Annotated in this window: 30 protein-coding genes; 7 read left to right on the forward strand and 23 right to left on the reverse strand. The window is 32.3% G+C overall.

The features are described 5' to 3' along the window. Window positions 1-2: 2 nt before the first annotated feature. From ACIQXW_RS08705 to ACIQXW_RS08725, 5 genes are all read right to left on the reverse strand, one after another. Window positions 3-446 (reverse strand): hypothetical protein, encoded by a 444-nt coding sequence (locus ACIQXW_RS08705; RefSeq protein ID WP_340824184.1) that lies wholly within the window; start codon window positions 444-446, stop codon window positions 3-5. After that, the gene (locus ACIQXW_RS08710) at window positions 443-1,051 is read right to left on the reverse strand and encodes an ATP-binding cassette domain-containing protein (RefSeq protein WP_402761231.1); all 609 of its coding nucleotides are present in this window, start codon (window positions 1,049-1,051) and stop codon (window positions 443-445) included. The genes ACIQXW_RS08705 and ACIQXW_RS08710 overlap by 4 nt, the downstream gene beginning before the upstream one ends. Continuing rightward, on the reverse strand, window positions 1,048-2,988 hold the full coding sequence (locus tag ACIQXW_RS08715; protein WP_402761234.1) for a hypothetical protein: 1,941 nt from the start codon (window positions 2,986-2,988) through the stop codon (window positions 1,048-1,050). Before ACIQXW_RS08715 ends, ACIQXW_RS08710 begins: the two co-directional genes overlap by 4 nt. Before the next feature lie 85 nt (window positions 2,989-3,073). Continuing rightward, the gene (locus ACIQXW_RS08720; protein WP_402761237.1) at window positions 3,074-3,409 is read right to left on the reverse strand and encodes a mediterrocin family bacteriocin; all 336 of its coding nucleotides are present in this window, start codon (window positions 3,407-3,409) and stop codon (window positions 3,074-3,076) included. Window positions 3,410-3,615: 206 nt separating this feature from the next. Continuing rightward, window positions 3,616-4,140 carry a GNAT family N-acetyltransferase gene (locus tag ACIQXW_RS08725; protein WP_401017122.1) on the reverse strand — a complete coding sequence of 175 codons (525 nt, stop codon included), beginning with the start codon at window positions 4,138-4,140 and terminating at the stop codon, window positions 3,616-3,618. Between the two features lie 265 nt (window positions 4,141-4,405). Between ACIQXW_RS08725 and ACIQXW_RS08730 the strand changes: the two genes are divergently transcribed. Beyond that, window positions 4,406-4,750, forward strand: a complete 345-nt coding sequence (locus ACIQXW_RS08730) for a hypothetical protein (RefSeq protein ID WP_402761240.1) — start codon at window positions 4,406-4,408, stop codon at window positions 4,748-4,750. Window positions 4,751-4,907: 157 nt separating this feature from the next. Here the strand turns inward: ACIQXW_RS08730 and ACIQXW_RS08735 are convergent, their stop codons facing one another. Continuing rightward, entirely contained in the window at window positions 4,908-5,069 is a 162-nt protein-coding gene (locus tag ACIQXW_RS08735) for a hypothetical protein (RefSeq protein ID WP_340824175.1), read from the reverse strand. 505 nt (window positions 5,070-5,574) lie between these two features. Between ACIQXW_RS08735 and ACIQXW_RS08740 the strand changes: the two genes are divergently transcribed. Continuing rightward, window positions 5,575-6,111, forward strand: coding sequence for an HXXEE domain-containing protein (locus ACIQXW_RS08740; RefSeq protein ID WP_402761243.1), 537 nt, complete (start codon window positions 5,575-5,577; stop codon window positions 6,109-6,111). A gap of 154 nt (window positions 6,112-6,265) precedes the next feature. Here the strand turns inward: ACIQXW_RS08740 and ACIQXW_RS08745 are convergent, their stop codons facing one another. Further along, entirely contained in the window at window positions 6,266-6,574 is a 309-nt protein-coding gene (locus ACIQXW_RS08745) for a hypothetical protein (RefSeq protein ID WP_340824172.1), read from the reverse strand. A gap of 499 nt (window positions 6,575-7,073) precedes the next feature. After that, on the reverse strand, window positions 7,074-7,448 hold the full coding sequence (locus tag ACIQXW_RS08750) for a phage holin family protein (RefSeq protein ID WP_340824171.1): 375 nt from the start codon (window positions 7,446-7,448) through the stop codon (window positions 7,074-7,076). A 402-nt stretch (window positions 7,449-7,850) separates the two neighbouring features. Between ACIQXW_RS08750 and ACIQXW_RS08755 the strand changes: the two genes are divergently transcribed. From ACIQXW_RS08755 to ACIQXW_RS08765, 3 genes are all read left to right on the forward strand, one after another. After that, window positions 7,851-8,315, forward strand: coding sequence for a GNAT family N-acetyltransferase (locus ACIQXW_RS08755; protein WP_402761247.1), 465 nt, complete (start codon window positions 7,851-7,853; stop codon window positions 8,313-8,315). A gap of 408 nt (window positions 8,316-8,723) precedes the next feature. Beyond that, window positions 8,724-8,939 carry a YjcZ family sporulation protein gene (locus ACIQXW_RS08760; RefSeq protein ID WP_340824169.1) on the forward strand — a complete coding sequence of 72 codons (216 nt, stop codon included), beginning with the start codon at window positions 8,724-8,726 and terminating at the stop codon, window positions 8,937-8,939. Window positions 8,940-9,221: 282 nt separating this feature from the next. Further along, the gene (locus ACIQXW_RS08765; protein WP_172771828.1) at window positions 9,222-9,398 is read left to right on the forward strand and encodes an asparagine synthase; all 177 of its coding nucleotides are present in this window, start codon (window positions 9,222-9,224) and stop codon (window positions 9,396-9,398) included. Window positions 9,399-9,450: 52 nt separating this feature from the next. Here ACIQXW_RS08765 and ACIQXW_RS08770 read toward each other — a convergent pair whose 3' ends face one another. The 7 genes from ACIQXW_RS08770 to ACIQXW_RS08800 all read right to left on the reverse strand — a co-directional run bounded on the left by ACIQXW_RS08770 (window position 9,451) and on the right by ACIQXW_RS08800 (window position 14,610). Beyond that, entirely contained in the window at window positions 9,451-10,020 is a 570-nt protein-coding gene (locus ACIQXW_RS08770; RefSeq protein WP_402761251.1) for a cysteine hydrolase family protein, read from the reverse strand. A 161-nt stretch (window positions 10,021-10,181) separates the two neighbouring features. Then, entirely contained in the window at window positions 10,182-10,928 is a 747-nt protein-coding gene (locus ACIQXW_RS08775; protein WP_340824167.1) for a polysaccharide deacetylase family protein, read from the reverse strand. A 308-nt stretch (window positions 10,929-11,236) separates the two neighbouring features. Beyond that, entirely contained in the window at window positions 11,237-11,881 is a 645-nt protein-coding gene (locus ACIQXW_RS08780; RefSeq protein ID WP_402761254.1) for an O-methyltransferase, read from the reverse strand. Further along, window positions 11,868-12,242 (reverse strand): hypothetical protein, encoded by a 375-nt coding sequence (locus ACIQXW_RS08785; RefSeq protein WP_402761256.1) that lies wholly within the window; start codon window positions 12,240-12,242, stop codon window positions 11,868-11,870. Before ACIQXW_RS08785 ends, ACIQXW_RS08780 begins: the two co-directional genes overlap by 14 nt. 435 nt (window positions 12,243-12,677) lie before the next feature. Then, the gene (locus ACIQXW_RS08790) at window positions 12,678-13,298 is read right to left on the reverse strand and encodes an NAD(P)-dependent oxidoreductase (RefSeq protein ID WP_401017136.1); all 621 of its coding nucleotides are present in this window, start codon (window positions 13,296-13,298) and stop codon (window positions 12,678-12,680) included. Between the two features lie 96 nt (window positions 13,299-13,394). Then, window positions 13,395-14,060 carry a hypothetical protein gene (locus tag ACIQXW_RS08795; protein ID WP_401017137.1) on the reverse strand — a complete coding sequence of 222 codons (666 nt, stop codon included), beginning with the start codon at window positions 14,058-14,060 and terminating at the stop codon, window positions 13,395-13,397. Between the two features lie 154 nt (window positions 14,061-14,214). Then, a complete protein-coding gene (locus ACIQXW_RS08800; RefSeq protein WP_402761259.1) occupies window positions 14,215-14,610 on the reverse strand; it encodes a hypothetical protein in 396 nt (131 codons plus the stop codon). Window positions 14,611-14,996: 386 nt separating this feature from the next. Here ACIQXW_RS08800 and ACIQXW_RS08805 point away from each other — a divergent pair, with 386 nt between their 5' ends. Next, the gene (locus tag ACIQXW_RS08805) at window positions 14,997-15,425 is read left to right on the forward strand and encodes a hypothetical protein (protein ID WP_402761261.1); all 429 of its coding nucleotides are present in this window, start codon (window positions 14,997-14,999) and stop codon (window positions 15,423-15,425) included. A 179-nt stretch (window positions 15,426-15,604) separates the two neighbouring features. Here the strand turns inward: ACIQXW_RS08805 and ACIQXW_RS08810 are convergent, their stop codons facing one another. Beyond that, window positions 15,605-15,907 (reverse strand): hypothetical protein, encoded by a 303-nt coding sequence (locus ACIQXW_RS08810; RefSeq protein WP_340824160.1) that lies wholly within the window; start codon window positions 15,905-15,907, stop codon window positions 15,605-15,607. A gap of 715 nt (window positions 15,908-16,622) precedes the next feature. On the opposite strand from ACIQXW_RS08810, the gene ACIQXW_RS08815 reads away from it, so the two are divergent. Next, window positions 16,623-16,922 (forward strand): transposase, encoded by a 300-nt coding sequence (locus ACIQXW_RS08815; protein WP_340826467.1) that lies wholly within the window; start codon window positions 16,623-16,625, stop codon window positions 16,920-16,922. 86 nt (window positions 16,923-17,008) lie between these two features. On the opposite strand, the gene ACIQXW_RS08820 is transcribed toward ACIQXW_RS08815, so the two are convergent. The 7 genes from ACIQXW_RS08820 to ACIQXW_RS08850 form a co-directional block, all read right to left on the reverse strand. Next, entirely contained in the window at window positions 17,009-17,209 is a 201-nt protein-coding gene (locus ACIQXW_RS08820) for a cold-shock protein (RefSeq protein ID WP_024360941.1), read from the reverse strand. A 310-nt stretch (window positions 17,210-17,519) separates the two neighbouring features. Further along, entirely contained in the window at window positions 17,520-18,089 is a 570-nt protein-coding gene (locus ACIQXW_RS08825; protein ID WP_402761265.1) for a DNA-3-methyladenine glycosylase I, read from the reverse strand. Window positions 18,090-18,118: 29 nt separating this feature from the next. Beyond that, window positions 18,119-18,715 (reverse strand): class I SAM-dependent methyltransferase, encoded by a 597-nt coding sequence (locus tag ACIQXW_RS08830; protein ID WP_402761268.1) that lies wholly within the window; start codon window positions 18,713-18,715, stop codon window positions 18,119-18,121. A gap of 474 nt (window positions 18,716-19,189) precedes the next feature. Next, window positions 19,190-19,381 carry a hypothetical protein gene (locus ACIQXW_RS08835; protein ID WP_340824153.1) on the reverse strand — a complete coding sequence of 64 codons (192 nt, stop codon included), beginning with the start codon at window positions 19,379-19,381 and terminating at the stop codon, window positions 19,190-19,192. 547 nt (window positions 19,382-19,928) lie between these two features. Further along, entirely contained in the window at window positions 19,929-21,503 is a 1,575-nt protein-coding gene (locus tag ACIQXW_RS08840; protein ID WP_402761271.1) for a right-handed parallel beta-helix repeat-containing protein, read from the reverse strand. A gap of 268 nt (window positions 21,504-21,771) precedes the next feature. Beyond that, a complete protein-coding gene (locus ACIQXW_RS08845) occupies window positions 21,772-22,680 on the reverse strand; it encodes a hypothetical protein (RefSeq protein ID WP_402761274.1) in 909 nt (302 codons plus the stop codon). A gap of 77 nt (window positions 22,681-22,757) precedes the next feature. After that, entirely contained in the window at window positions 22,758-24,440 is a 1,683-nt protein-coding gene (locus ACIQXW_RS08850) for a methyl-accepting chemotaxis protein (RefSeq protein ID WP_402761277.1), read from the reverse strand. Window positions 24,441-24,786 lie beyond the last annotated feature (346 nt).

The raw sequence follows: 24,786 nt of genomic DNA on the forward strand, positions 1-24,786 counted from the left end.
AATTATATTTCCCCCCACATATCTTGCGCTTTCTTAAATAATGTTTCAACCTGTTCTTTGTTATTGTCAATTATTTCTTCATGAACATCATCGATAACGCTCAGATCCCTATTAATCATAATAGAGTAAGTTTGCTTATTTTCATCTGTAATTTGAATACCATATTTATTGTCTCCTATGAATGATGGCCATATGATTAATGCATATTTATTATCATCTGTTGAAACAGCTAAATTACCCACTAACGATAAATAATCTGGCAATTTCACATTATAAAGATAAGCATTTTGCGATAATATATAACTACGATTGGGTATAAATTCGTCTAAGTCTCCTGTATATTTAGAATACTTAACATTCATCCAGGCATACCACAATAGATTGTAGACAATAAACATAGAAAGTATAGTTGCTAAAACAATGATTATTTTTTTCTTTTTTCTCATATTTCAACAATCCGCTCTCCTCTTTTTTTAATGTCTTCATCGTGCGTAACTAAAATAATCGTCTTTCCATCTTTATTCATATTTTTTAATATATTGATCACTACATCCGCATTTGCTTTATCTAATGAGCCTGTCGGTTCATCTGCCAAAATAATATCGCATTTTTTTATCATTAACCGTGCTAGTGCAATTCTTTGCTGCTCCCCACCAGATAGCGTATAAATCTTATCATTTAGTTTATTTAATAACCCTACAGAGTTTAACGCTTCTTCAAGACTAATACTTGAACGGTTTTTTTGTTTAATCATTTTCAAATTATAGCTTACGGTTTTATCTTCGATTAAAGCGAAGTTCTGAAAAAGAAATCCCACCTTATTGCCAAAATAATTTAATTGATTTTTTTTTTGACTAATATCCATCTTATCAACTAAAATTTTGCCACTATCTATCTGTTCAATCGCACCAATCATATTTAAAAGTGTTGTTTTACCACATCCACTTGGCCCTGAAAATACAATAAACTCTCCATCTTGAATAGTTAAACTAAAATCTTTAAATAATTCTCGATTTCCAAAAGATTTACTTAAATTCTTGATTTCGATCATTTAACGGATCCACCTTTAAGAATTGATTGTATGCTTCTATTTTCTGTTATTCTTATGTAATAGAAAACAAAGCAAAGTTCTAATAACACAACTGAAAACCCACCAGTGATTAAGTATAGTTCCGAACTCCACTCAAGGAAATGCCCAATTATAAAAGCAGCCTTTCCTGCAATACCTCCAAAAATAATGGTTGTTAAAAATAATTTTTTATATCTTTCAAATAAGCCATAACCCATTATTTTTTTCAATGCAATTTCAACTGCATTGATACTATATTCGTAGTTTAAAATGGTTTTAATAATGATGGCTTCTAAAATTAATAAAATAATGAGTAAAACGCAACCTATAACTATCCCTTTTTTATAAATATTCCATTGATGAATATAATGCTCATAAACATTTGTCTTGAAATTATTTGCCTTAGAAAGACTTAAATGGTTGTTTTCAATAAATTGTTCCCACTCATAGTCTTGAATTTTATACATGGATGTTCCAAATATAAAAACATTCCAGTAAGGGTTAAGCGCATTTGTGTCCATATTATTGAATAAAATGATTGGATTCTTTACTATCTTACTACTAATATTAAAACCTTTATCTATTGCTATAATATCTAGTTGTTTTTTATAGGCAATAATATTAAATTCATAAGGGTGTGGATAGTACGTTTCCCATATTTTTATTATTTCCGTTTGAACACTTTTAGAATTATATTTTTCTGGAACTAAAAAATACACTTTTTGTTCGAGCGAAGCAGTATTTAATTCGCTTATTTTATTATGTAAATATTCAAGGGTACCGCTATCAGCAAAAACATATGGAGAACCTAAGTCTCTAGTTTGTAAATCTACTAAAGAAAGGGTGTTATTCATTGCAAGATTCTCTTTATAAAAATCAAACCTTAATTGTTGTGTCACTTCACCGTCTTCAACATTTATATTTACATAAGAATAATCTTTAGCATTTTCAAAAAAAGGTTTTTGTTTATAAAATTTTAGCCCTTCATCAATTAGCGTTAGACATCCCGCAGCCAGTATCACCGTTATACAAATAGTAATAATTTTGTACACATAACTTAACTGCAAAACTTTTTTGACACTATCTTTTGATTTTATATCTTTTTTATAATCACCTAAAAAAAGTGTGAAAAAGGTACATACGTTGAATACAACAAAAACCGCAAACATTAAAAGGGAAATACTAAAATGATAATTTGCATTTGTAAACTGTAAAAATAATAGTATTAGCACTGAATATGTACAAATAAAAAACAGTGTATCTGCGATAACATTTCGAAAAATAATATGTTGCAATCTTTCTCCAGAAATAACTCTTAACGCTACTTCTTTTCTCATTTGAGCCACTTCGTAGAAAGTTATTAAAAGTAAAAGACCTAATATAATAACCCAAGTAATGCTAATATTGAAGGCACTATTAAAGGCACTATATCCCTCCTGTGGAAACTTTCCTGCATACTTATCAATCAGTTTTTGCTTAAAACGAATCTGGTTTTCTTTATCCCCAATCAAATAATATTTTTCAAACTTATTGACATCTGGAATAGTGGTGATTGGTAATACCTCAAATTGGATATCCCCTAGAAAGATACTTTGATAATGACCAGGTTGTACTGAAGAACTTTCCTTTAAATAATTTGCGGTTCCTTCTGTCGCATATATATTTATATTTTCAGAATAAACAGTGGAAATTTTTCTATCCACCACAAAAACCTCTAAATTTTCTTCCTTAGCTGCTGTTGTAATATCCTTTAACATCACTTCTTGAGGAATATGGATAGACATTACTCCATTTTTATACATCGTAACGTAATCATATTTCGTTTCAAAGCTAACTAAATGCCATACGTATGTCTCCCCGATAAAAGTGAATCCTATACTAAATAGTATTAAACTAAAAATATACTTTGCTTTTTTCACCGCAATCACCCTGTTATGGAATAGATTACTTATAGTGCAAAAGCGAGTTAACCTAGTGTTAACCCGCTTTAGTAGTCAAACTAGATTACCAATTACAACGATATATATAAGTATCACTATCTCTATGACGTACTTCTACTTTTGATAGTCTTGAAGCAAGTTGACTTGAACCTGTATGCCATTCACCATTAAATAAAGACGCATAATGCTCATTTGACGCATGGTTTGCCCAAGCATAATCTTCATTAATAAACCGTGTGTTATAACCATATGTTATGGTAGATAACCCATCCGATCCTGTAGCATACCGTTCCCAAGCTGTTACAAAGTTTCCGCTATACGTAGCTTCTAATGTAGCAGCGGAAACAGGAACTACTGCTGAAAACGTTAAAGCACTGACCAGAACTAACCCTGCGGACAATTTTTTACCTTTTTCTTACACATAAACTACGTCTCCTTTCTTTATTTTTTTGCGAACATTATATACTATCAAAATAAAAAAATCAATACAGTTAACTAAATTTTCAGATTTTTGATAGTTCCTTAATAAAAAAAATAACAAAATAATAAAAGACCAGCTCGCTATATTCACTTCGCTGGTCGTTACATTGAATTTTATAATAGTATTTACTTAATTAAAGAATAAATATTCGTATCATATGGCATATCATTTTGATGCATAAAGTTTCTTAAAACCCCTTCTTTTTCAAACCCTAATTTTTCTAATAGCTTGTTGGATGCATCATTTTCAGTAAACACTATGGCTCCGATACGCATTAAATCCATCTCTTGAAAACCATATGAAATAACTTTATCTACAGCTTCCTTGGCATAGCCCTTCCCCCAACTTTCGGGAAATAGTGCGTAACTAATATCCGCTTTTTTATGCTCTGTCGACCACTCTTGAAAGCCAATAGTTCCGATAATCCCCTCTTGCCCTTGCACTTCAATACCCCATTTAATGCCTCGTTTTTCCTTGAAATTATTAGCAAAATTTTGGATGATCTGATTCACTTGTTCTATGCTTGTTAATGGCTTTTGTCCATAATGGCGTAAAACGTCTGGATTAGAGAAGCAGTTTAATATCGCTTGCGCATCTTTATCTGTCAATTCTCTTAACACTAAACGATCAGTATTTAATATTGGAAACATTTCTTCACGCTACTTTCGAAAATAGTATTTTTACCATTCTATAACAATAGCTTTATATTTACATTAATTATTTTATTTTGTAGTGCATAATCGAAATTCACTAAGTATTAACTTCTTTAAATAACAACAGCCAAGTCTTCCTTCTAAATCGTTAATTTACAAAAATTTCGTCACTCAAATATGGTAATGTCATATTAATATGTACATTTAATGTTATCTTACCTAAAATAGTAAATAGATGTTAATAGGAAGGTGTGTATTAAGATTGCGCAATTGCCCAAATTGCTTGGCAAATAACTCTTTTAAAAAAATAATTGAAGATGGTTTAATTCTATATAAATGTGAGTATTGCAATACAATTAACGAAGAGGTAAATGAAGAGATTGTTTATCAAAATTCAACTTTTGTGACAGAAAGAGCATCTGATGTTGAAGAAGCACCAGTTTATAATGAACATAATGCAAAATTATTTAAAGTAATTTTAGCTTATATATTTATTTTAGGATTATTCGTTATTATACCCATAGTAATAGAAGGTAACTCTCGTAGTTTTCATCTGGAGAAATTTCTAGATGATTTATATGAAATTTTTAATATTGGAAACAAATAAATGAAAGGAATAGCATGCATATAAAAATGCAATTTCTACTATAAAATTAAAAATAGTTATGCTATTGATGTAGAAAATTTTGTTGAATACGAAACAGTGATTTCCCACGTTTGTTCAAATAAATAAAGCACCTCACTCAAAGTGAGATGCTTTCTATTTATTGCGGTACTACTTCAGATATTTTTTCAAAGTCTAGAAGATATCCACCGATTTTCGCTTTTTCTAACTCTTCTTTATATTCTTCTTTACGCTCATTAAGTCTGTCATCAAGTGTGTTTTGATAGGCCGGAAATAGATTGTAATCTACTGGTTTCCCCATAAGTTCACCTCTTATTTTATATTTTTTATTTATTATATGCTATATTGATATTTTCTGACAATCATGAATGGTAAATTTGATTATTAAGTTCGACAATATTGCAAGAACATAGGCTTATTATACAACACCTACATTATACTATTTTCCTATCAAATGTATTTATTCATTTAAGTGACTCATATACTATATCGCTTCGAGTTTTAATTAATGGAGTTTGTTGAAGGCTTTTAATTATATAAAACAAGCGGAAACATCCTTTAATTATTTTAATTAGAAAGAATGAATTTATTAGGAAGAAGCTAAGAGGATATTTTTAACAAAAACTTTTATTTTTTATCTAGTTTACAGGCTAATAGCTAGCTATCATAACTATTTCGACATAGTAATAGTAGTGTAAAGCTAATTTAGCTTTGCACCTCCTGATTTGTTGGTTAGGGTCACTCTGGTCCAGTGACCCTATTTAATTTATTAAAACAAATTTACAAGAAAGTAGTGGAGTTACAATATGGAATTTTGGTTAAACATTCAAACACTAATATGGTTATTTCCTATTTTTTTCATTGTTCACGATTTTGAAGAGATTATAACGGTTGAAAAATGGTTACATAACAATAAAAACAAGTTATATAAACGATTGCCATCAAAATTAGCTGATCGAATAGTAAAACAATTTTCAATGACTACAGCTCAATTTGCTGTAGCAGTCATCATTGTTTTTTTATTTGTAAGTGGAGCCACAATTGCTGCTAATCTATATTTATACAATGGCTTAACGATGAACCTTTATTTTTTCATCGTAGTTTCATCAGTATTTTTTATCCATGCATTTACACACATTGGGCAAACAATCCTTTTTCGCTCTATTACCCCTGGTACTGTTACATCGGTAATTATTATTATTCCATACAGCGTTCTTTTATATAGATCGTTGTTTTTTCAAGGAATCATTACTTGGAAAATGATTTTGATTAGTTTACCTTTTGGGCTTTTATTTTTCCCTATAGTTTTAACAGCTCACTGGATAGGTAGAAAGGTTATTTAAATTTTCAACTTATGCAAAGTAGTTACTCACTTTCTTTTTACCTTTTACTCCGATCGCTTGTACTTAGAATCTAGTAATCCCATTCTTTCAGGAACTGTAAGCGTCAACTAAACAGGACACAGCTGTTATTCTGTAGCATATTTAATGAATTTGTCTATTTTACATATTTCAAATGCTTTTTGACAAATGCAATAATGTATTGCACTTCCTCTTCCGTCATTTCTACTAAGCTACAAACTCTTCGTAGTTTGGCAGGTGACTTTAATTGTTCTCGCACTTTATCAATTAGCATGTATTTACACTTACGTGGATTCACATAGTCTCTTATTCGCTTATAGCGTAAGTATGCATAACGAGCAAATGCATTTAGCATCTCTCTCTCGTAACCTTCTCGTTCTAAGTTCATAACAGCTGCATCTATCTCTTCAGTTTCAAATATCCAGGAACCGTCAGTCAATTGCATAGTACCACCTCTTCCTTATAAGCTTGAGTAGGCTTGTTGATGTAAAAAATTAGGGCATCATCATAAAGCAGTTTTTTGGCAACTCCTCTTTCGTCATCAATGTCCCCCGATTTAAATAAATAACCTTTTCGGATTTTCTACATCATCAACTTTCCTTCTTCTATAATCATTAAATGCATTACAAAAAGCCACACCTAGTTAGATGTGACTCTTTTTTTATTTTTATCAATATTTACTTGTCCATCATGCATTTTTCACTAATCTATTATTTAAAAGTAAATTGCCATAATGGTGTCAAGATAACCTCAATGTCACTGATTTGAGGAATTATTTTCACCACATGTTAAGCTTGAGTCAAATTAATTCTCTCCAAAGGCGGAGAGGTGTTGACTATTATTTCTTTTGCTCTGGTCTTGTTTGGTAATTTGTTATCATTTCCTGTGTGGGTTATCTTTTTTTATTAATATTATTGTGGATTCGCAACTTTATTTTACAGTTACTATTCATCATCCTTTTTATCATCGTTATCCTTTTTTAACTGTGCAAAAGCATTAGCTAAAAACTTCGGAACACGAATTCCTAACTTACCTAAGTTTTCGATGATGCTAATGCCTTCCATTCCTATTAAAAATAAAATCATAGCATTTCGCATAAAATCTCCGCTTTCTGTAGCATTGTCCAATTGCACAGCTGCTATGACCATTAAAATCATGGCTGTTTTTTTCAAAAGCCCTTTAAACGTTTTACGAGAATCAATATCTTTTATTATCCAACCAACCATTACTCCTAATGTCAAATCGATAGCCATTAAGATTGTTAAAGATGTTACCAATTCATCTACACCGCCAATTAGATATGCAATTAATGCAGTCATACCACCTACCAACGATGACCAAAGCGTATTTGTTTCCAGAATATCACCTACTTCCCCATTATTTAAAACCCACACAGGTGATAGCTGAAGGCACAAAACATACTTTATTTTTCATAAAGTACATCGTTTGATTTCGTCAATAACAGCCTCCATTTCTAGCATATTCAATTGCGTAATCGATGAACGTTAACAAAAATACAGAAAAAACGAACATAAAAAAATATTTTATGATTAGTAATCTATCTTGTAAAAATCTCTCCGCTTCTATCCACTAGCGATTTCTCCTCCCTCATTTTATATTTAAAGCACTTACTACACGAGAAAACACAAACTATATATTAAAACTTTCTAATGTTGTAAAATATTAGAATAACTTAAAATAAACGTAATGGAGGCATTACAGTGCAAATAAAAATCGCTACATTAAATGAAATTGATGAAATTGAATGCTTATATCAAGAGCTATTTACTGAAATGTCCAACTTACAACCGAAGTATATAAAACCTGCAAAACAAGATGTGACATTTGTACAGAATACGATTAATAATAAAGATTCAGATATTTTAATAGCGGATATAGATAACCGAACAGTTGGCTTCTTGCTAATACAAGAAACTACGACTCCTCCATATTCATGTATAGTTGAACATAAATACGCATTTATCGTAGATATTATTGTTGGAAGCCACTATCAAAATCAAGGTATCGGTTCTACTTTGCTATCTGAAGCGAAAAAATGGGCAAAAAATCGGCAGTTAGATTACTTGGAGTTGAACGTTTTAACGGAAAATATAGGTGCAATTACTTTATACGAAAAACAAGGATTTCAAGATATGAACCATACAATGCGTTTGGAATTAGCGTAGCTTAGGATCTTACAGTTTACCATCAACGATTTATATTGTAACGCTGTAATTTCATTGTAGACGCAAGCTATACATGAACATCATTTATTTGCGAATAAAACAATATGCAATACAACTGAAGGCGAGTACTCTATACAGTTGTCCACTCTGCATAGCAATTCTATGCCATAATAAAAATGTGTGTTATAATACTTGTACTGACAAACCAAAATGGTAACCAATATTGAGCTGTAGCTTCTTTCTGAGCTACAGCTTTTTTTATTAGGCAAATCTTTTTTTACCTATTCAATACCAAATTTTATTGTATTACTAAAAACATTTCTAAAACAGACTATGAAAATTGGGATAAATACCCCTCCGCATTTCTACAATGAACATATTATAAATTGAAGGAAGGAGGAATGTTTCATGGGATACTACGGAAATGCAGGTAATTGGAACAATAATTTTTATGGTGGATATAGCATGGGCGGTAGTTACGGTGGTGGCTGTAACTATGGCGGTGGTTGTAACTCCGGTGACAATTACTACGGCGGCGGCAACGGCAACGGATCAGCTTTCGCGTTAATTGTTGTTCTCTTTATTCTTTTAATTATTGTCGGTACTGCGTTCATAAATTACTGACATTCAAAGTAAAGTAATGGAATGTGTGTTACCGTTTTAAACTCCTATTAACTCCAAGGGTCACTTCCCCCAAGTGACCCTTTTTATTTGTTCTTTTTTAGATGATAAAGGAAATGAATGCGTAGCTTTATAATTGCATTGGTTGCTTATCAAAATTTCTTTACTCATTTGCGAATGCGCTTTTCACTAAAACAACATTGGACAAGTATAGCATCATGCATATTCGTAAATAGTAATAATGGTGTGTCATTACGCCAATTAACTACGATGGAGGGATTGTTGATGAATAACATTCGAGAAGGTTTAATCCCAACTATTTTAGGTTCTGCTGTTACGGCTGCCGGCTATGCCTTAAAGCAAAAAAGTGGCTCTAACAAAATGATTGCAAACACAGTCTTTGGATTTGGTTTAGCACATATCGTGTTAGGAGCAATAGACCTTGTAGAACATCGTCGTTAGTAATTGGAGAGCACATTTTTGTGCTCTTCTTTATTTTTAGACATTCGAATGCCTAATTCTCTGCCCGATATTGATTGTGGTTAGGTTTGAATACATAATCTTGGGCGTTTCTAACAACAGCAAAATTATCAACATTATAATGACCGTGCAGCGTTTCATTGTGATGCGCAATAATTTGCTCTGCGGAAAGTGACTTTGAATCAGTTGTTGAATGACCATCTGCAACTAGAGTGACATCGAACGTTAGCACTGTAGCTGCCCTCACTGCTGTATCGATACAATGTTCTGTTTTACAGCCCATTATGACTAAATGATCCACTTTCTTATCTTTTAAATATTGAAGCAAGTCAGTTTGATAAAAAGCATTCGTCGCTTTTTTATCTATAAATATTGCTCTATTTGTTGGAATCTTAATTTCATTATGAACTTGAAACCCAGCCCCCTGTCCATTTGCAACATCTTTATCTCTAACAAAGATAATAAAAGCATTCTCTGTTAATGCTTCTTGAATAACGAAATTAATATTTTCAATTAATCTATCTTTCTTAAACACTTCTTGTTCTTCGTTATTACCATCAATTAATTCTTGTTGAGCATCGATAACTACTAAAGCTTGCTTCATTTATTTTCCCTCTTCCCTATAAAAAATTTTTATTTATTCCATTAATTACTATAATATATAATAATCACGCTTGAACAGTAAAACCTCGAAAAGTAGTCACTTGTATAGTGACACTAATCGAGGTGTTCGTTTTAGTTCTTACAATTTCGGAACTATATCTTTTATTTATTTTCTTCCAATTTTCTATTTGCCTTTTGCACTTCAAGTAATTCAGATACCGTGACAAATTTGTATCCTTGCTTTTCAAGTTCAGGTAGTATTTTTTCTAAAGCTTTAACGGTTTGTCCCCGATCTCCTCCGCCATCATGAAAAAGAACGATGTTTCCTTCTTTAGCTCCTTTTAATACAGTATTTACAATTTTATTAACGCCAGGACTTTTCCAATCCATTGTATCTTGATGCCAAGACCACATTACAACTTTATATCCTTCTTTTGTAACAGCTTCGATCATTCCATCTGTATATTGTCCTTCTACAGGACGGAATAAAGTCGGCGTATATCCAGTAATACCGTATATCGTATCGTGTGTTTGTTTAATTTCCTTAAGTAAATTCGGAACAGTCGTTCTTAACGGATGAGTATAAGTGTGAATGGCTAATTCATGCCCATCTTCATACATTCGTTGAACAACTTCTGAGTTCTTTTCTGCATTTTCTCCTACGATAAAAAATGTTGATTTTGCCTGATATTTAGCTAATATATCTAATATCTCTGGCGTGTATTTTTTATGAGGACCATCATCAAAGGTCAACGCTATAATTTTTTCATTCGTTTTAATTTCCCATAATATTTGCCCTGCTTCTTCATAATACTTCCTTCCTTTATCTGCAGAGAAACTTTTGCTCACAAAAAAAACAGATACCACCAAAATGCAAATAGGCATGATTAACAGCATAAACTTCTTCAAAAATCTTCACTTCCCAGAGAAAAATATTTAGTACTTTATTATTTGTTGATTTCTTTAAAAAATGCTTTTTAATTAGAATTATTAGCTGTCATATGAAGTATAAAATTACGACAACTGTGCAATAATAAAATTAAAGCCATGAATCTCCCTAAACAACATTTTTCTTTTAAGCTGTAGCATTGTACTTTTTGCTACAGCCTTTTTCTGTTTGAAAAGCGCATGATCTAGATAAAGATGCAACGATTAATTTCTAAAATGACAAAATACCTCGAGAGCTTAACTCTCGAGGCATTTTTTCCCTTTTATACTCATTCTTTTATTTTCACTTTTGAAATTGTGATGCCATCACCAATTGGAATAAGGATCGATTCTAATTGTGGGTGATTAGCCACTGTTTCATTAAATTTCTTCATAATTTCTGTATAACGTTTATTTTTTGCATTCGGATCTGCTACACTGCCACCAGCAAGTACGTTATCTGTAACGATTAATGCCCCCTCTTCTGCAAGAGAAAGACAATAGTTCAAGTAGTTTTCATAATTATCTTTATCTGCATCAATAAAGAAAAAGTCAAATCGTTTTTTATCTTCTGCTAATGTTGCGAGACTTTGTAAAGCTGGTCCAGTCATATAGCTCACTTGCTGACTAAATCCTGCTTTAGATAAGTTACTCGCTGCTAACGTTGCATATTTTTCTTCTAATTCAAGGGAAGTTAAATTCCCTGCACTACCAAAGCCCCTAGCTAGACATATTCCACTATACCCTCCAAGTGCACCTATTTCTAATATTTTTTTTGCACCGGAGATGGATACAAGCATTGATAAAAATTTACCGGAAGAGGGTGAAACTGAGATTGACGGCATGCCATTTTCTTCAATAGATGAAAGAACATCCTCCAATAGCGGATCTTGATGATAAAAAGTTGAATCGATGTAGTGATTAATTTGTTTCATTTATCTCTTTACCTTCCACCTCATTCGGCATAGATTCTTTATTTTCAATATTTTCCTCTTCACTAATCATATCCATTGTTTCATTTTCTTGAATTTCAAATAATTGGATAAATTCATTAATGACCATATCCATTGCTTTTAATTCTCCAACTAAAATTTGTTGAATTGATTGATACTCAGGTTGTTCTAATTGCTGTTTAATCGTTGCACGCTTTACATTCATTGTCTCTAAAAAGGCTATAGCTCTGCCTCGACGGAATGTTTTCGGTCCTCGATGATGCGAAGAACTATCCTTTCCTCTGTATCGCTCACCACGATGATGTCCTTCTCTTTTATACTCTTTAAATTCTTCTCTTCTCATTTTATATCCTCCTTGTGTATACAAACGTATACATTTAATAACAACTTCATTGTATACATTTGTATACATATTGTCAACGATATACTTCCTCCACAAATTTAAGCCTTTTCAACAGGGAAAAACTCTTTAATTTATCTGTTGCTAGAGTAAAAATATAATAAGGGATAAAATATTTGTATTTTTATAGTTTTCAGGCGGACGGCTAGTCAAAAATAGCTTGCATAGCATATGAATAGTAATGTCAAGCATAATCAGCTTTTACAAAAAACTCTCCTGTTTTGGGGCTACTTTCTATCGAAGGTAGCCTTTTTTATTTAACTTTTTAAATGTTAGTCAACTAATTTTGTAAAAAAACACACTAGCTTTAACAAATTATTGTTAAAACTAGTGTGTTTTAAATTTATACAGCCGCTTAAAAAACATCATATTTTTCTTTTAGTAAGCTATGCCTACCCGAGATTTCACAAATTTTGTACATTGAATTTGTTGGTAGGTAAATTCCGCAGTATCAGCTACTGAGATTTCAGTTCCACCCTCAGGTAAGAAATCTCGTTCTACGCGATAATTACCAGTATAATGTCCATCGGGTAAATATGTAGGGCAAACAATCGTCCATTCCATATCAGATTGTTCTAATATCTTCAATACATTGTGGTGTTCTTGGGCTGCTCTTGTTGTCTTTCTTTTCGATTCACTGGATTGATATCGTAGTAAACTAGGCGTTAGACGGCTTTGTAATATTCCTGCTGTTCCAACAGTAATGATTCGATATAAATTTCTCTTTTTCATCTCTTGTATAATTAGAGGTAAACTTTCTGTCAATGTTTTTGTACCATCAGTATTTAGTGCACTAATGACAACATCTGCATTAGCCATAACAGATGCAATATCTTCAATGTTTAAGACATTCCCTTGCTTAACATGTAAATTTTCATCGGTTATGTTCATTTTACTTGGCGTACGAACTAATGCTATTACGTGATGGCCTTCTTTTAATGCCAATGAAACAATGTGACTACCTACACGACCGGTAGCCCCAAAAACTAATATATTCAATATAATCACCTCTTTCCTAGCGATTATAGCATAGATCGTTTTGATTTATTTTCGCATAACAATGGGCACATCTCTAAGAGTGTGCCCAGTTGTTTACTATTCGATATAGGATGTTGCGATCGCTTGAGCTAACGTAGTGCCACCATCAATATTTTCATAATTATATGGACCTAATGGTAACCCCCAAATTTCAACAAAATCTCCCTCAAGGAATTCTGTTGAATGATAACCAATTGCAAATATAGCATTAAAATCCATATCTTCAATTAGAATGATTGATACAGGTGTTCCATCATCTAATGTCTCCTCTTGAATCTGAATGATATCGCCTGCAAAAGTTACCATTTGCTCTAAATACGGCTTTACATTTTTATTTAAATGCTTGGAAGTGATTTTATCATCTGCAAGCTTTTTCGTCTTTTGAATTGCATCTTTTGATAATGCAGGGAACAAATCTGCATTTGTTGAAATAAAATTATATGATTGCTTATCCAATGTTAATTGTTCTTCTGTAAGACTAGGAATATCTTCTAAATAGTTTCTAGCATAATTAACCGTTACAACCGGAGCAGCTGCTTCTTGTTCTATTTCATCCTTTTTAGCTTCGTCTTTGATTTCAGATTCTTTTTCAGGTGATGATTCTTCCTTCTTTGTTTCACTCGATGGTAAAGAGGTGTTACCGCTCTTACTTACTTCATTTCCACATGCTGCTGCCATAATTGCTACTAAAGATAGTACAGCCATTAATACAAACTTCTTCATCACTAAATCCTCCCAATATTTCTTTTAACATACTTAATATACCAATAAAGGGAAGTATAAACTATAATAATTTTACAATATTTTTCAAATTAAGATAGTTACAACTATCTATTTTGTCTTTTAGGATTAGACCGTCTTGCATATACAAAAAAATTCAATCTATATTTGTAAGTTGAACATCTACAATAAACAAATTAAAGTTATTTTTTTCGGCAATACCAGTTACTATTTTTTGAATTTTACTTTCTGTGCTACTATCTAATTTCTCTAAATCATGTAAATGTATAGTAATGATTTGATTGTCCGAAGAGTCAATTAAATATTCAATCGTACTATCAGGTTGATAGCCTTCAGCGCGTAACGCCATAATTATTTTTTTTGTTAATTGAGTACTTTGTAATTTTTGTGCTATGTCCTCAGCATTTGTTTGTGAAGAATTATATTGAGTAATTTGGACAGTTGAAGGCATTTGATTTTTTATATAAATTGCTAATAAGACGATCAAAACAATCATTATAAAAAAAAGGCCTCTTTTTAGTCTTTTATGCACCCTCTCTAGCTCTCCTTTATCAATAAAATACGAAACCTTAAAGAAATCGCTTTTAAAGAAGAAATTTGATATATGAGGAATTAGCGGTCGTAGTAGTTATATGAAGTTAATTACTGAGGTATAACTTCATACTTCGTTCTCGTTTTGGTTTGTGTTAATGGAGCATACTTATCACCCATTTATTTTTGGACTATGTTATCTAACCTATTTTTTTATACCATCTATTTCTTTTAGGTATACATACCAATTTATTTTTTTGAAATAACATTTAATTTTAAATCTATTTGATGGACATTTTACCAAGTCAATTGCATTTCAATTCATAGTATATAAATGTAACGCTGGCGCTGCATTACACAACAAACTAACAAAAGGGAGATAATAGAATGGAAGATAATAGATATTTCAAACATATGAATTGGGATTATAGCACATTTGAAAAGAAATGTTGCTGTGGTAAACATGACCAAGAACATAAGGAGAAAGCATGCTGTCATAAATATGATGAATGGAAACATAAGCAGCATCGTTGTGATTGTAAAGAAGAGAAACATTGTTGGAAAGAAGAAAAAGATGAATGCAAAGATGATCACCATCACTGTAAAGGCTGTATTTGTCATTTATTAAAATGCTTTGAGTTAGGAACTCCAGTTGATGTTTATTTATCTGGTGGGGGTAGCTTCCTTGGAGTTGTATTTTTAAAATTAGATAACAGAAATTGCTGTGCATATTTTGTTGAAAATGGAGCAGCATTCGAACCAATTATTATCGATTGCGAGAAAATTGACGCAATTAGACGTATTGCAACTGTGTAATCATAAACTAGCGATCAACTAACTCTTAATAAGCATCTGCTTGCAATCTAAAATACTTTTCAGTCTGCTCAGACAATGTCTGCTGCGTTAACCAATCATTAATTTATCCATTATTGTCAAGCAGATGCTTTCTATATAAACCATTGACCATTTAATTTCATTACAGTTGCAAAGCTCCGTTATCCATTTACTATTACTTTTACAATTGGTTCTAGCTTTCCTATAAATACATCTCCTAAATAGTCTACATCAATTACAACTGCACGCGGTTCAAAACGTTGGATACTGTCAATAATACGTGCGGTATTCCGTCTCTTTGCTATTTGAAAGGGTACTTCCATCTCCTTTTTCTTATCTCTCACCCTTTTTTCTGGGTAAGACATGACAAATGTAGATAAAATATACGCTACATTTTGCAATACTTCATCAACACCAGTTGCACAAAAATCAATATTGCTCGTAGCAGTAACTTGATGTGTCATCCTATCAACCTTTCTACAATAATCCAATTTATTTTCATGTTGCGTATATGGATAGTATCATCCCTTTTTCTAATACTGATGCTTGAAGTTTCACTAGGTTCAAAGCAACACTTAGTTATGTATGCCAAAACGGCAAAGTATATGATTAGCTACAATATGCATAGTCTGTCATTTATATTTGTTTAAACGTACCTTATCTTGTTAATGCATAATAAATTACATATAACCAACTAAAACAACCGTGTATAATAGCCCAAATTATTGAATGATTGATACTCCATGAAATTGTAATGGCTAGAACTGAGCCAAACCCTATTCCACTTTTTACAACTGATTTATTCTCCATTTTATACACCTTCCTCTTCGTGTGTAAAAAACGATTAACTTTTATTTTCATTTCTCCCCTTAATTTTCATTTACTTTCTCATATCATCAGGTTGATTGCTCATGTTTACCATGTTGGTACATAAATCATTCTATGTTTTGTAAGGCATAGCCATCCTATATTCGCATATAAATTTCTAATTTTACTTATACGGGTGATACCCCTTATACGCCTCTCACTTAATCTTTATTACCCCATTATCAATTATTTAACACTTCTTATTACTTAAATGCTGTTTTGCATGTAATAGAATGGGTATGTTTAATACAGCGAATGTTTATGTCTAAATGTCTGTGGTCATAATTAGGTAAAGGAAGTGATTGATTGAAAATGTTATTGGTAGTATCAAGCATAATTGTTCCTTTCGTGATGCTATTACTACAAAAGAAAAGCAAAATCGTACGCCTTTTGTTTAACGTTCTAGCAGTTTTTGCTATGCTCGTATTTGGAGGCATTGCATCTACCTCCATCTACCAAATCATTGTGGATAATGCAGTATTTATGACAACAATCCATGCCATTTTTTTAAATCCATTATTTTTAGTATCGGGTGCTTACATTGGCGTCTTCATTATTTACAGGCTGATGCTTTTAACATGGCATGAAAATAACATTAACCATCTTACATGAACATTTCTCTGTATAGCGGATGTTTCTACAGCACAAAAAAAAGAGGCACTCCCGAAGGATGCCTCTTTTGCAATTGCAATTATTAATTAAAGTTTAACGATGTTTTTAGCTTGTGGTCCGCGGTTACCGTCTTCCACTTCAAATTCAACTTTTTGACCTTCGTCAAGTGATTTGAAACCTTCACCTTGAATCGCTGAGAAGTGAGCGAATACGTCTGCTTCACCTTCAACTTCGATAAATCCAAAACCTTTTTCTGCGTTAAACCATTTAACTGTACCTTGTTTCATATACGAAACCTCCAAAAAAATAAATTAATAAACAATTTCTTCAAAAAAAAATTCACCTATTATAAAAAGTACCGAAAAACACGATTACTTTTTGTAATAGGTGAATTCAATATTTTAAATCAAGAAATCTTTTTATTAATTTTATTATATACGAAAACATACCAATTGTCTAGCTGTATTTCGTTATTTTTTTAAAGCAGACGAGCAATACACCTTCATTTAAGTCACTTTTCAAGTGCCATACTTCAGCTTTATAGTTGTTTTTGAAGGCGCTTTCTTCTAGGACGATGATACACGCTTTTTTCTTTTACTAACACTCTGCAATTGTTTGACGACAACCGCAATCAACAATATGATCATTGACCATACCTACTGCTTGCATAAATGAATAACAAATTGTACTTCCAACGAATTTAAAACCATCTTTTTTTAACTGTTTGCTCATTCGTTCACTTAGCTCTGTTGTCGCGGGTACTTCAGCTATAGTTGCCCAATTGTTGACAATAGGCTGATGATCGACAAAGGACCATATGTAATCAGAAAATGATTTATGTTGTTGTTGTATTTTCAAAAAAGCTTGCGCGTTCGTTACGACACTGGCTATTTTAAGTTTATTGCGAACGATACGCTGATCTTCTTTAAGCTCAGCTAACTTATCTTCTGTATATGTGACGATTATGGAGGCATCAAATTTGTCAAAAGCCTCACGGTAGCCCTCTCTTTTTTGTAAAATCGTCCACCAGCTAAGTCCAGCCTGTGCTCCTTCTAGACAAAGCATCTCAAATAAGTGTTGATCGTCATAAACTGGTACCCCCCATTCCTTGTCATGATAATCTACATATAAAGGCTCGTCTAACTTCACCCATTCACATCTTTTCATCTATTCAACCTCCATATTAATTTTTTCGGTTACTTGGTGCCTACTATATAGAGCCAGCCATTTTTTGTATGTTCTTGTATGTTCACCGATTGAAAACCTACACTGTCGAATAGCTGCCTTAGCTCTATATTGGTTTTATAGTCCTTCCTATGATAATTGATTTTGTATATTTCTGAAATGATAATAAACTGACCACCTTGTTTTAAAACCCTAAATACTTCTTTAACATCGTTTGCTAAATCTCCCCAAAAATAATGTGTTTGGCATGCTGTTATTTTATCAAAAAAAGCTTCTGGATATGGGATATTAGAAACACTTGCCTGTTTTACAGTTACTTTACCACTAGCTACATCTAACTGATTTACTTTCATAGTATTTCTTATCGCTTGTTCAGAAAAGTCGATTCCATAAATCTTTCCTTTGCGATTGATTTTGGATAATGCTTGGATCGTTCTTCCACCACCACATCCAATATCTAAAACAACATCTCCATTTTGAATTGCACCACTCTGGATTAACCAATTATTTATTCCACTATGAGCTACATTCATAATATGTAGCATTACTGAGCCTATTAACCCTCTTGGACGCTTCGCCTGTTCAATAAGTCTTTGTAAAATAGTCAATCTAAGTAAGCTCCTTTACTACGAAAGTTTTCCAACGACTTGACTAGTATCATTTATTTGTGAATTTGCGTGTAAATTAAAAAGAAATTGTCTAAGAAATGATTCATTTTTAATATAAATGATAGGTGTCTCTACGTTAAATAAGGAAATTAATTCTATCTAACAATAGTCCAATTTGATTCTTTGACACAGACATTTACGATTGTTATTGAAAATAATCGTTTTGCATACCGAGCAAGAGCAAGGCGGTTTTCATTATCATCTCCATCCCATATATGTTTTCCTTAATATCTTTTACGTTTATCCATCATTAAAGTTTCAATATTTTCCATTTCTAAAAAAAGAAAAAATCACAGTTTTATACCACTGTGATTTTTTTTACTTAATATATATATGAGTTCACTTAATATTGACAAATTGTTCTAGGGATTTGTCAGGACATTTTTTGCATTCCTTCGACAAAATCACACTGCATTAATTTAAATATGTATTGTTTGAAGTATTTCGTTCGCGCTCATCTATTACTAGATGGATAATAAATGCTAGCTGTTGCTCAATTAACAGATTATTTTGATGAAATATATCAGCTATTGCACTTTTTTGGTTATCTGCCAATTCAACCTTCTTAAGCATCAACATAATTTCTTCTTTCGAAAGCCCAAACATCTTTTCTCACCCCATTTCATATTCCAAAAATAATTCACTATTCCAAAAACATTATCCAAAGTTCTAGTACAGAAGACAAGCATTATTATTAATGAACCATTTTTACTAATTATAGGATATAACACACGAATTAATCAATCTAAAAACTAAATTTTCTAATAACACATTCTTCTATTATTGCACTCATTATTATATTGTATATAATATTACAAATACTTTATTCTTCAATTCCAATAAATTAACAAGGTTTTCTAACATAATACTCCATTGAGCAATAACAATGGAACATTTTTCACACTTTAAAAAGAAATTTTTTTATGTCGAAATCCAGTAATCTTTGTCAATATTTTGCATGAATTAAAAGTAATCTTCAAGTATTTACACTCGTACCGTCGAAATAATAAAAGTGTTTTCTTCTTTTGTATTTTTAAAAGCTATAATAATCTATATTGCTCTATATGAAGGACTATTTTTATAGCTAAACTTAGTGGGATTCACATAAAAAAAGTAATTTCAAAATTTCGAAACTACTTGTGTTACACTTTTTTCATTGTTCCCCCTTGCTAATGTTGGATGTACTGTACTTCTCAACGAGCCGCTGTATGTTTTCAGTCGTTACGGGCTGTAAATTTGGACGTGTGATTTTTGAGGAGCTATCTTTTTGACATTTGCCGTCGTTAAATTGCCCACGTATATATAGCTGGCTTTGTTCCTGAACAATTGCTGCTGTTTTGACATGAGGTAAACTTATGTTGACGATTTCAAGAAGGGATTGATTGGTCATTGCTAAAAATGTTCGTTCGGTTTCATCGATTGCGCAATTTTGGATGCGTCCCATTGACTTATCAGACCAAAAAATTGAATAAGGGCTTTGCTGACAGTGCAAAAATTGACTGTCTACCACTTCAACAATTGCATCAATACATGTAATACCATTACCTATAATGTGTTTAAAAGTACAATTATTCGCAAAAAGACGTGCATTATTTATATAAATATGATGGCTTTCAAAATTCTGTATGTGTGAATTTTTCAGTGTAATCTTCGCATGGTCATTGCCATAAATTCCGCCCGTCTGTCCAGAATGTATAATGCATTGATCGGCTACAAGTCCACTTGCGTCTACAATCACATGAAATTGTGTATGGTGATGTATATCACATTCCGTCATTATGACATCAGCTTCGTTAAAAATAGTGACACCTGTTGTACTACCTTTTCTCACATGACATTTTCGAACCTCAGCTTTACTATTTTCAATAAACAACTGTGGCTTTACATGTTCAAATAACAGACAATCATAGATGATAGCTTTTGATTTTTCACCTATATAAAATCCGTTACTTTGACCATTTGCAATGATACTATCTGTCGCAACAATTTCACTTTCATGGACAACTACATTTGTTCCTATATGATGTTTTATCTCACAATGATCCATTGTTAATTTAGAACCACTAAATACTTGAATTCCTAGATCTTTTCCTCCATGAATTACTGTATTTATCATATTAATTGTGCATGAAGCTGCAACAATTTGTGTTTTTTCGTGCCCGTGAATTTCACAATCCTCTATCGACATTTTGACATTCCGTATGGCAAAGATTCCATTCGTCGCACCCTCTAACAACAAACATTTTGTCATTGAAATTTCACTATTTTGCACGATGATTTGTGCCTTGGCATGTTGTTGTATCGAAGACTCCGAAAGCATTACGCTAGACCCATTATCAATTCGCAGTCCAAATTGATTGGAAGGGCTTGCTATAATATCGACATTTTTCATCATTAGACTTCCAAAGTTAACTGTTACTTGCGTACTTACCATTTGTTGCTCAATTACGCAGTTTTCAAGCTGTAAATCACCTTTAATATAAATCCCCTGTCCCTGACTAAAACGAAGATTCCGCATTTCTACATGTGTTTGATAGCGAATAAATACGCCGCCTTTAATCGTGACATCGCCCTTACCATAAAGTGTTAACCTTTTTGAAACCTCAATACTTTCTTCGTAAATGCCATCTCTTATTTCTATAAAGTCACCTACTTTAGCATCCTCTAGCGCCTGGTTAATACTTTGATAACGGTGCATTAAACTTTTTTTTACAACAAGCGTTGCCATCCACTTACCACCTATCTTTTACGATTTTCCTTAGCTCACTACCTTTAATCAATCCTTTACATCCTATTTATATACCCATTGAACTTCCTGTTATACAATTTTGTACAAATAATTTACAATTCACTTAGTAGTGCCTAATGGATCCTATTAATTTCATAAGAAGTAGTTACTGAATTAACCGATATTTCTAATGCTTCAAAAGTAAATTTTAAAAATTAAAAACCAGCAATAATGCGATTAATTCGCTTATTACTGGTTTTTCACTCAATTATTTTTTTCGTTTAATGAAGAAAATTGCTATGATTACTGCAACTAATGCAATGATTGCAACAATCCATATCGTGCTTGAGCTTGTTGAAGTTGTGTCATTTCCTTCGTTCTTTTTCAGTTCTTCACGTGGTGTTGCAGTTCCTTCATACTTATCTGTTGTATCTTGGGTTGTTTGTTGTGTAGTCGAAGCAATTTGAATATATTGTAATGTCGGTGTATTTGATGACTGTTCTTCTTCATGTCCATGATGGTGACCACCGCTCGTCGTCAAAATAGATTTTTCTAAGTTCTGACCAATCCAGCTTTGAGGGTCTGTTGAATCAGCAAAAATACGAGGATGACCTGATAGCATATACGTTTTGCCTTCAATGATAACGCCCATGTTATCTCCTGTTACGACATCTTCAATTGTTCCAGTTGGGCCATAAGAAAAACCACCCATTTGAAGTAAAGTATGGCCACCCATATCCATATCTAAGTTTTCAGATAAAAAGGTAATATACTCCTCTTTTGTCAACGTTGCATCTGGTTTTTCAAATTCATATTTATTATGCAATAATGCTGTATTAATTTCTTTATATGTAATGTCTCCTTCTAACGAAGATACATATTCTTCATTTTTCGCTGCTTGGGCAAGTTCTTCCACCGTTGAACCTTCAAGACCGAAAAATGCTCCTATCCAGGCTGCAAAATCTTTACGGGATAAGTTTTCAGATGGGTTCAATGCCATGTCGACACCGTTATAACCAATAAGCCCCATACTTTGAAGGACCATGATTTCTTCTATATTCGCTGAAGTTGCAGAAACATCTGTATAAAGCATACTTTTATCCATCGTATGCGCAGAGGCTACTGCAGGCGCCATAAGAAGTGCACTCATTAATAATAATAGTATATATTTTCTCAATTTTACTCCACCTTCCATTACAATAGTATATCGTCTAATTGTGATGAAAGTATGAAATCAGATAGGTTTAATAATTTTTATAATTTAAATTTACCAACTAGGTCATTTAAATTTTCTGCCATTACCGCTAAATTACTTGAACTATTTTTAATTTCGTCCATAGAGCTTGCGGCTTGTTCTATCGTCGCAGAAGTTTCTTGAATACCTGCTGCTGATTGCTCTGAAACAGCAGCAATTTCATCAACTGATTTATTAATATCCATCGTACTTTGTACAACCTCTTCTAGCTTAGAAGACATTTGAACGATGCTAGATGACATGGAGTAAACAGCATTTGCAATATCACTAAATGTCTCATTTGTGGAAACGATTTGTGTAGTACCTTTTGCAACCTCTCCATAACCTTTTTCTAATGATGTTGTTACAGTCATTGAATCATCTTGAATTATTTTTATAATATTAGTGATTTCATTAATTGATGCAGATACTTGTTCAGCAAGTTTTCGAACTTCATCCGCTACGACGGCAAAGCCCTTACCATGCTCCCCAGCACGTGCCGCTTCAATTGCAGCGTTTAGTGCCAATAAATTAGTTTGCGCAGCTATTTCTTGAATAACTGCTATAATTTTAGAGATTTCCTGCGTTTGTTTATTTAACTCATCTACCTTTTCAACCGAATCCTTCACAATAAAGTCAATGGTCATCATTTGCTGTGTAGAAGCTTCCATAAGCTCTTTACCCTCTTCTGTTAACCTCATCACGGATTCAGAGAACTGATAGACATCTTTACTACTTTGATTGACATCTGAAACTTTCGTTGAAAAGTCCGTCATACTTGTCGCAACATCAGAAGCATTACTCGCTTGCACTTCTGTTCCACTCGCTATTTCTGCAACCGTATCAACGATTTGCTCTGTACCATCTTTGACCTCTGTAGCTGATTGCATTAGTTCTTCACTATGTGTAGCAACTTCATTTGATACCGATTGAATATGTTTTAACAAATCATTTAAGATTTGAGACATAGTGTTTGTTGCTTCTGTTAATTGCCCTATTTCATCCTTTGTTTTTACAATTAGAGCAGGCTCACTTAAAACACCTTCTGTAATGCGCTGCATGCGTTTAGTAATCAAAATAATTGGTTTAGAAATAAGACGAGCACTAATGAGCGCTGTAATAATTGCAATGACGACTATAAGTATTCCAACGATAATACTTGCAGTTTGCTTCCGTTCCCCCGAAGTAATTAGTGAATCTCCAACTGCATTAATGGATTGTTTACGTTGTTCTGCTAAGCCTTCATATCCTTCACGAATTTCCGTAGCTTTCGTATCCATTGCCGCTAAATTATGTACAGCTAATTCCACATTTCCTTGATCATATACATCAAATACTTCTTTTTGGACATAGCTACTCCATTCTTTCGCCATTTCCGAATACTTGTTAAATTCCGACGATTCCGAAATAGATAATCGTATTTTTTCATTTTTAAGTGCTCTCTCTACGTTTTCACTATAAATATTTTTATATTTTTCATTACCAGACAACACATATCCACGTGCTGCCGCAATCCGTAATCCAATAGTTGATGCTAACTCATAATCTGTAATTAATAATTGTAATTCCTCATTTACAATTTGTTCAGTTGCATTATTACTTTGCGATATTTCGTAAAAATTAAAACTAATATAAAAAACAATTACTGCTACTACAATACTAAATGCAAAAACGATTCTTTTGCCAATAGATTTAAAGTGCATTATTCAATCTCCCCTTTTTTAAAGTCATATTTTAATCCCCTTCACTTTGCTAATGAAATATAATATAAAACTTTTTTAAACCGAAAAAAATCTTTGCTTACAATCAAGAAATTTTAACTCTATTGCACAATATTAGTAATCTACCATTTTTCATTTGTTTTAGGATGATTTTAGAATTTTTCTTATATAAAATTGAATAAATTAGTAGTTTCTTTGTGTTTTTCAGCATCCTTTTTACAAATTATTTTCCCTATTGGATTATAAATGAGGGATAATACTAAGACTTTTCACCCGTTTTCGATGGTATTATAGCTACAAAATAAAATCTCCCATTTCGTTTTCAAAA

Origin of the sequence: Lysinibacillus sp. NPDC097162, assembly GCF_044762185.1 — a bacterium.
GTDB lineage: Bacteria > Bacillota > Bacilli > Bacillales_A > Planococcaceae > Lysinibacillus.

Coding starts and splice junctions, on each gene's coding strand:
- ACIQXW_RS08825 (WP_402761265.1), bottom strand. CDS start 18,089: ATGAAAAGATGTGAATGGGTGAAGTTAGACGAGCCTTTATATGTAGAT.
- ACIQXW_RS08765 (WP_172771828.1), top strand. CDS start 9,222: ATGAATAACATTCGAGAAGGTTTAATCCCAACTATTTTAGGTTCTGCT.
- ACIQXW_RS08850 (WP_402761277.1), bottom strand. CDS start 24,440: ATGCACTTTAAATCTATTGGCAAAAGAATCGTTTTTGCATTTAGTATT.
- ACIQXW_RS08725 (WP_401017122.1), bottom strand. CDS start 4,140: ATGTTTCCAATATTAAATACTGATCGTTTAGTGTTAAGAGAATTGACA.
- ACIQXW_RS08785 (WP_402761256.1), bottom strand. CDS start 12,242: ATGAGAAGAGAAGAATTTAAAGAGTATAAAAGAGAAGGACATCATCGT.
- ACIQXW_RS08735 (WP_340824175.1), bottom strand. CDS start 5,069: ATGGGGAAACCAGTAGATTACAATCTATTTCCGGCCTATCAAAACACA.
- ACIQXW_RS08750 (WP_340824171.1), bottom strand. CDS start 7,448: ATGACTGCATTAATTGCATATCTAATTGGCGGTGTAGATGAATTGGTA.
- ACIQXW_RS08710 (WP_402761231.1), bottom strand. CDS start 1,051: ATGATCGAAATCAAGAATTTAAGTAAATCTTTTGGAAATCGAGAATTA.
- ACIQXW_RS08805 (WP_402761261.1), top strand. CDS start 14,997: ATGGAAGATAATAGATATTTCAAACATATGAATTGGGATTATAGCACA.
- ACIQXW_RS08760 (WP_340824169.1), top strand. CDS start 8,724: ATGGGATACTACGGAAATGCAGGTAATTGGAACAATAATTTTTATGGT.
- ACIQXW_RS08795 (WP_401017137.1), bottom strand. CDS start 14,060: ATGAAGAAGTTTGTATTAATGGCTGTACTATCTTTAGTAGCAATTATG.
- ACIQXW_RS08780 (WP_402761254.1), bottom strand. CDS start 11,881: ATGAAACAAATTAATCACTACATCGATTCAACTTTTTATCATCAAGAT.
- ACIQXW_RS08745 (WP_340824172.1), bottom strand. CDS start 6,574: ATGCAATTGACTGACGGTTCCTGGATATTTGAAACTGAAGAGATAGAT.
- ACIQXW_RS08820 (WP_024360941.1), bottom strand. CDS start 17,209: ATGAAACAAGGTACAGTTAAATGGTTTAACGCAGAAAAAGGTTTTGGA.
- ACIQXW_RS08740 (WP_402761243.1), top strand. CDS start 5,575: ATGGAATTTTGGTTAAACATTCAAACACTAATATGGTTATTTCCTATT.
- ACIQXW_RS08770 (WP_402761251.1), bottom strand. CDS start 10,020: ATGAAGCAAGCTTTAGTAGTTATCGATGCTCAACAAGAATTAATTGAT.
- ACIQXW_RS08840 (WP_402761271.1), bottom strand. CDS start 21,503: ATGGCAACGCTTGTTGTAAAAAAAAGTTTAATGCACCGTTATCAAAGT.
- ACIQXW_RS08705 (WP_340824184.1), bottom strand. CDS start 446: ATGAGAAAAAAGAAAAAAATAATCATTGTTTTAGCAACTATACTTTCT.
- ACIQXW_RS08835 (WP_340824153.1), bottom strand. CDS start 19,381: ATGTTTGGGCTTTCGAAAGAAGAAATTATGTTGATGCTTAAGAAGGTT.
- ACIQXW_RS08810 (WP_340824160.1), bottom strand. CDS start 15,907: ATGACACATCAAGTTACTGCTACGAGCAATATTGATTTTTGTGCAACT.
- ACIQXW_RS08815 (WP_340826467.1), top strand. CDS start 16,623: ATGTTATTGGTAGTATCAAGCATAATTGTTCCTTTCGTGATGCTATTA.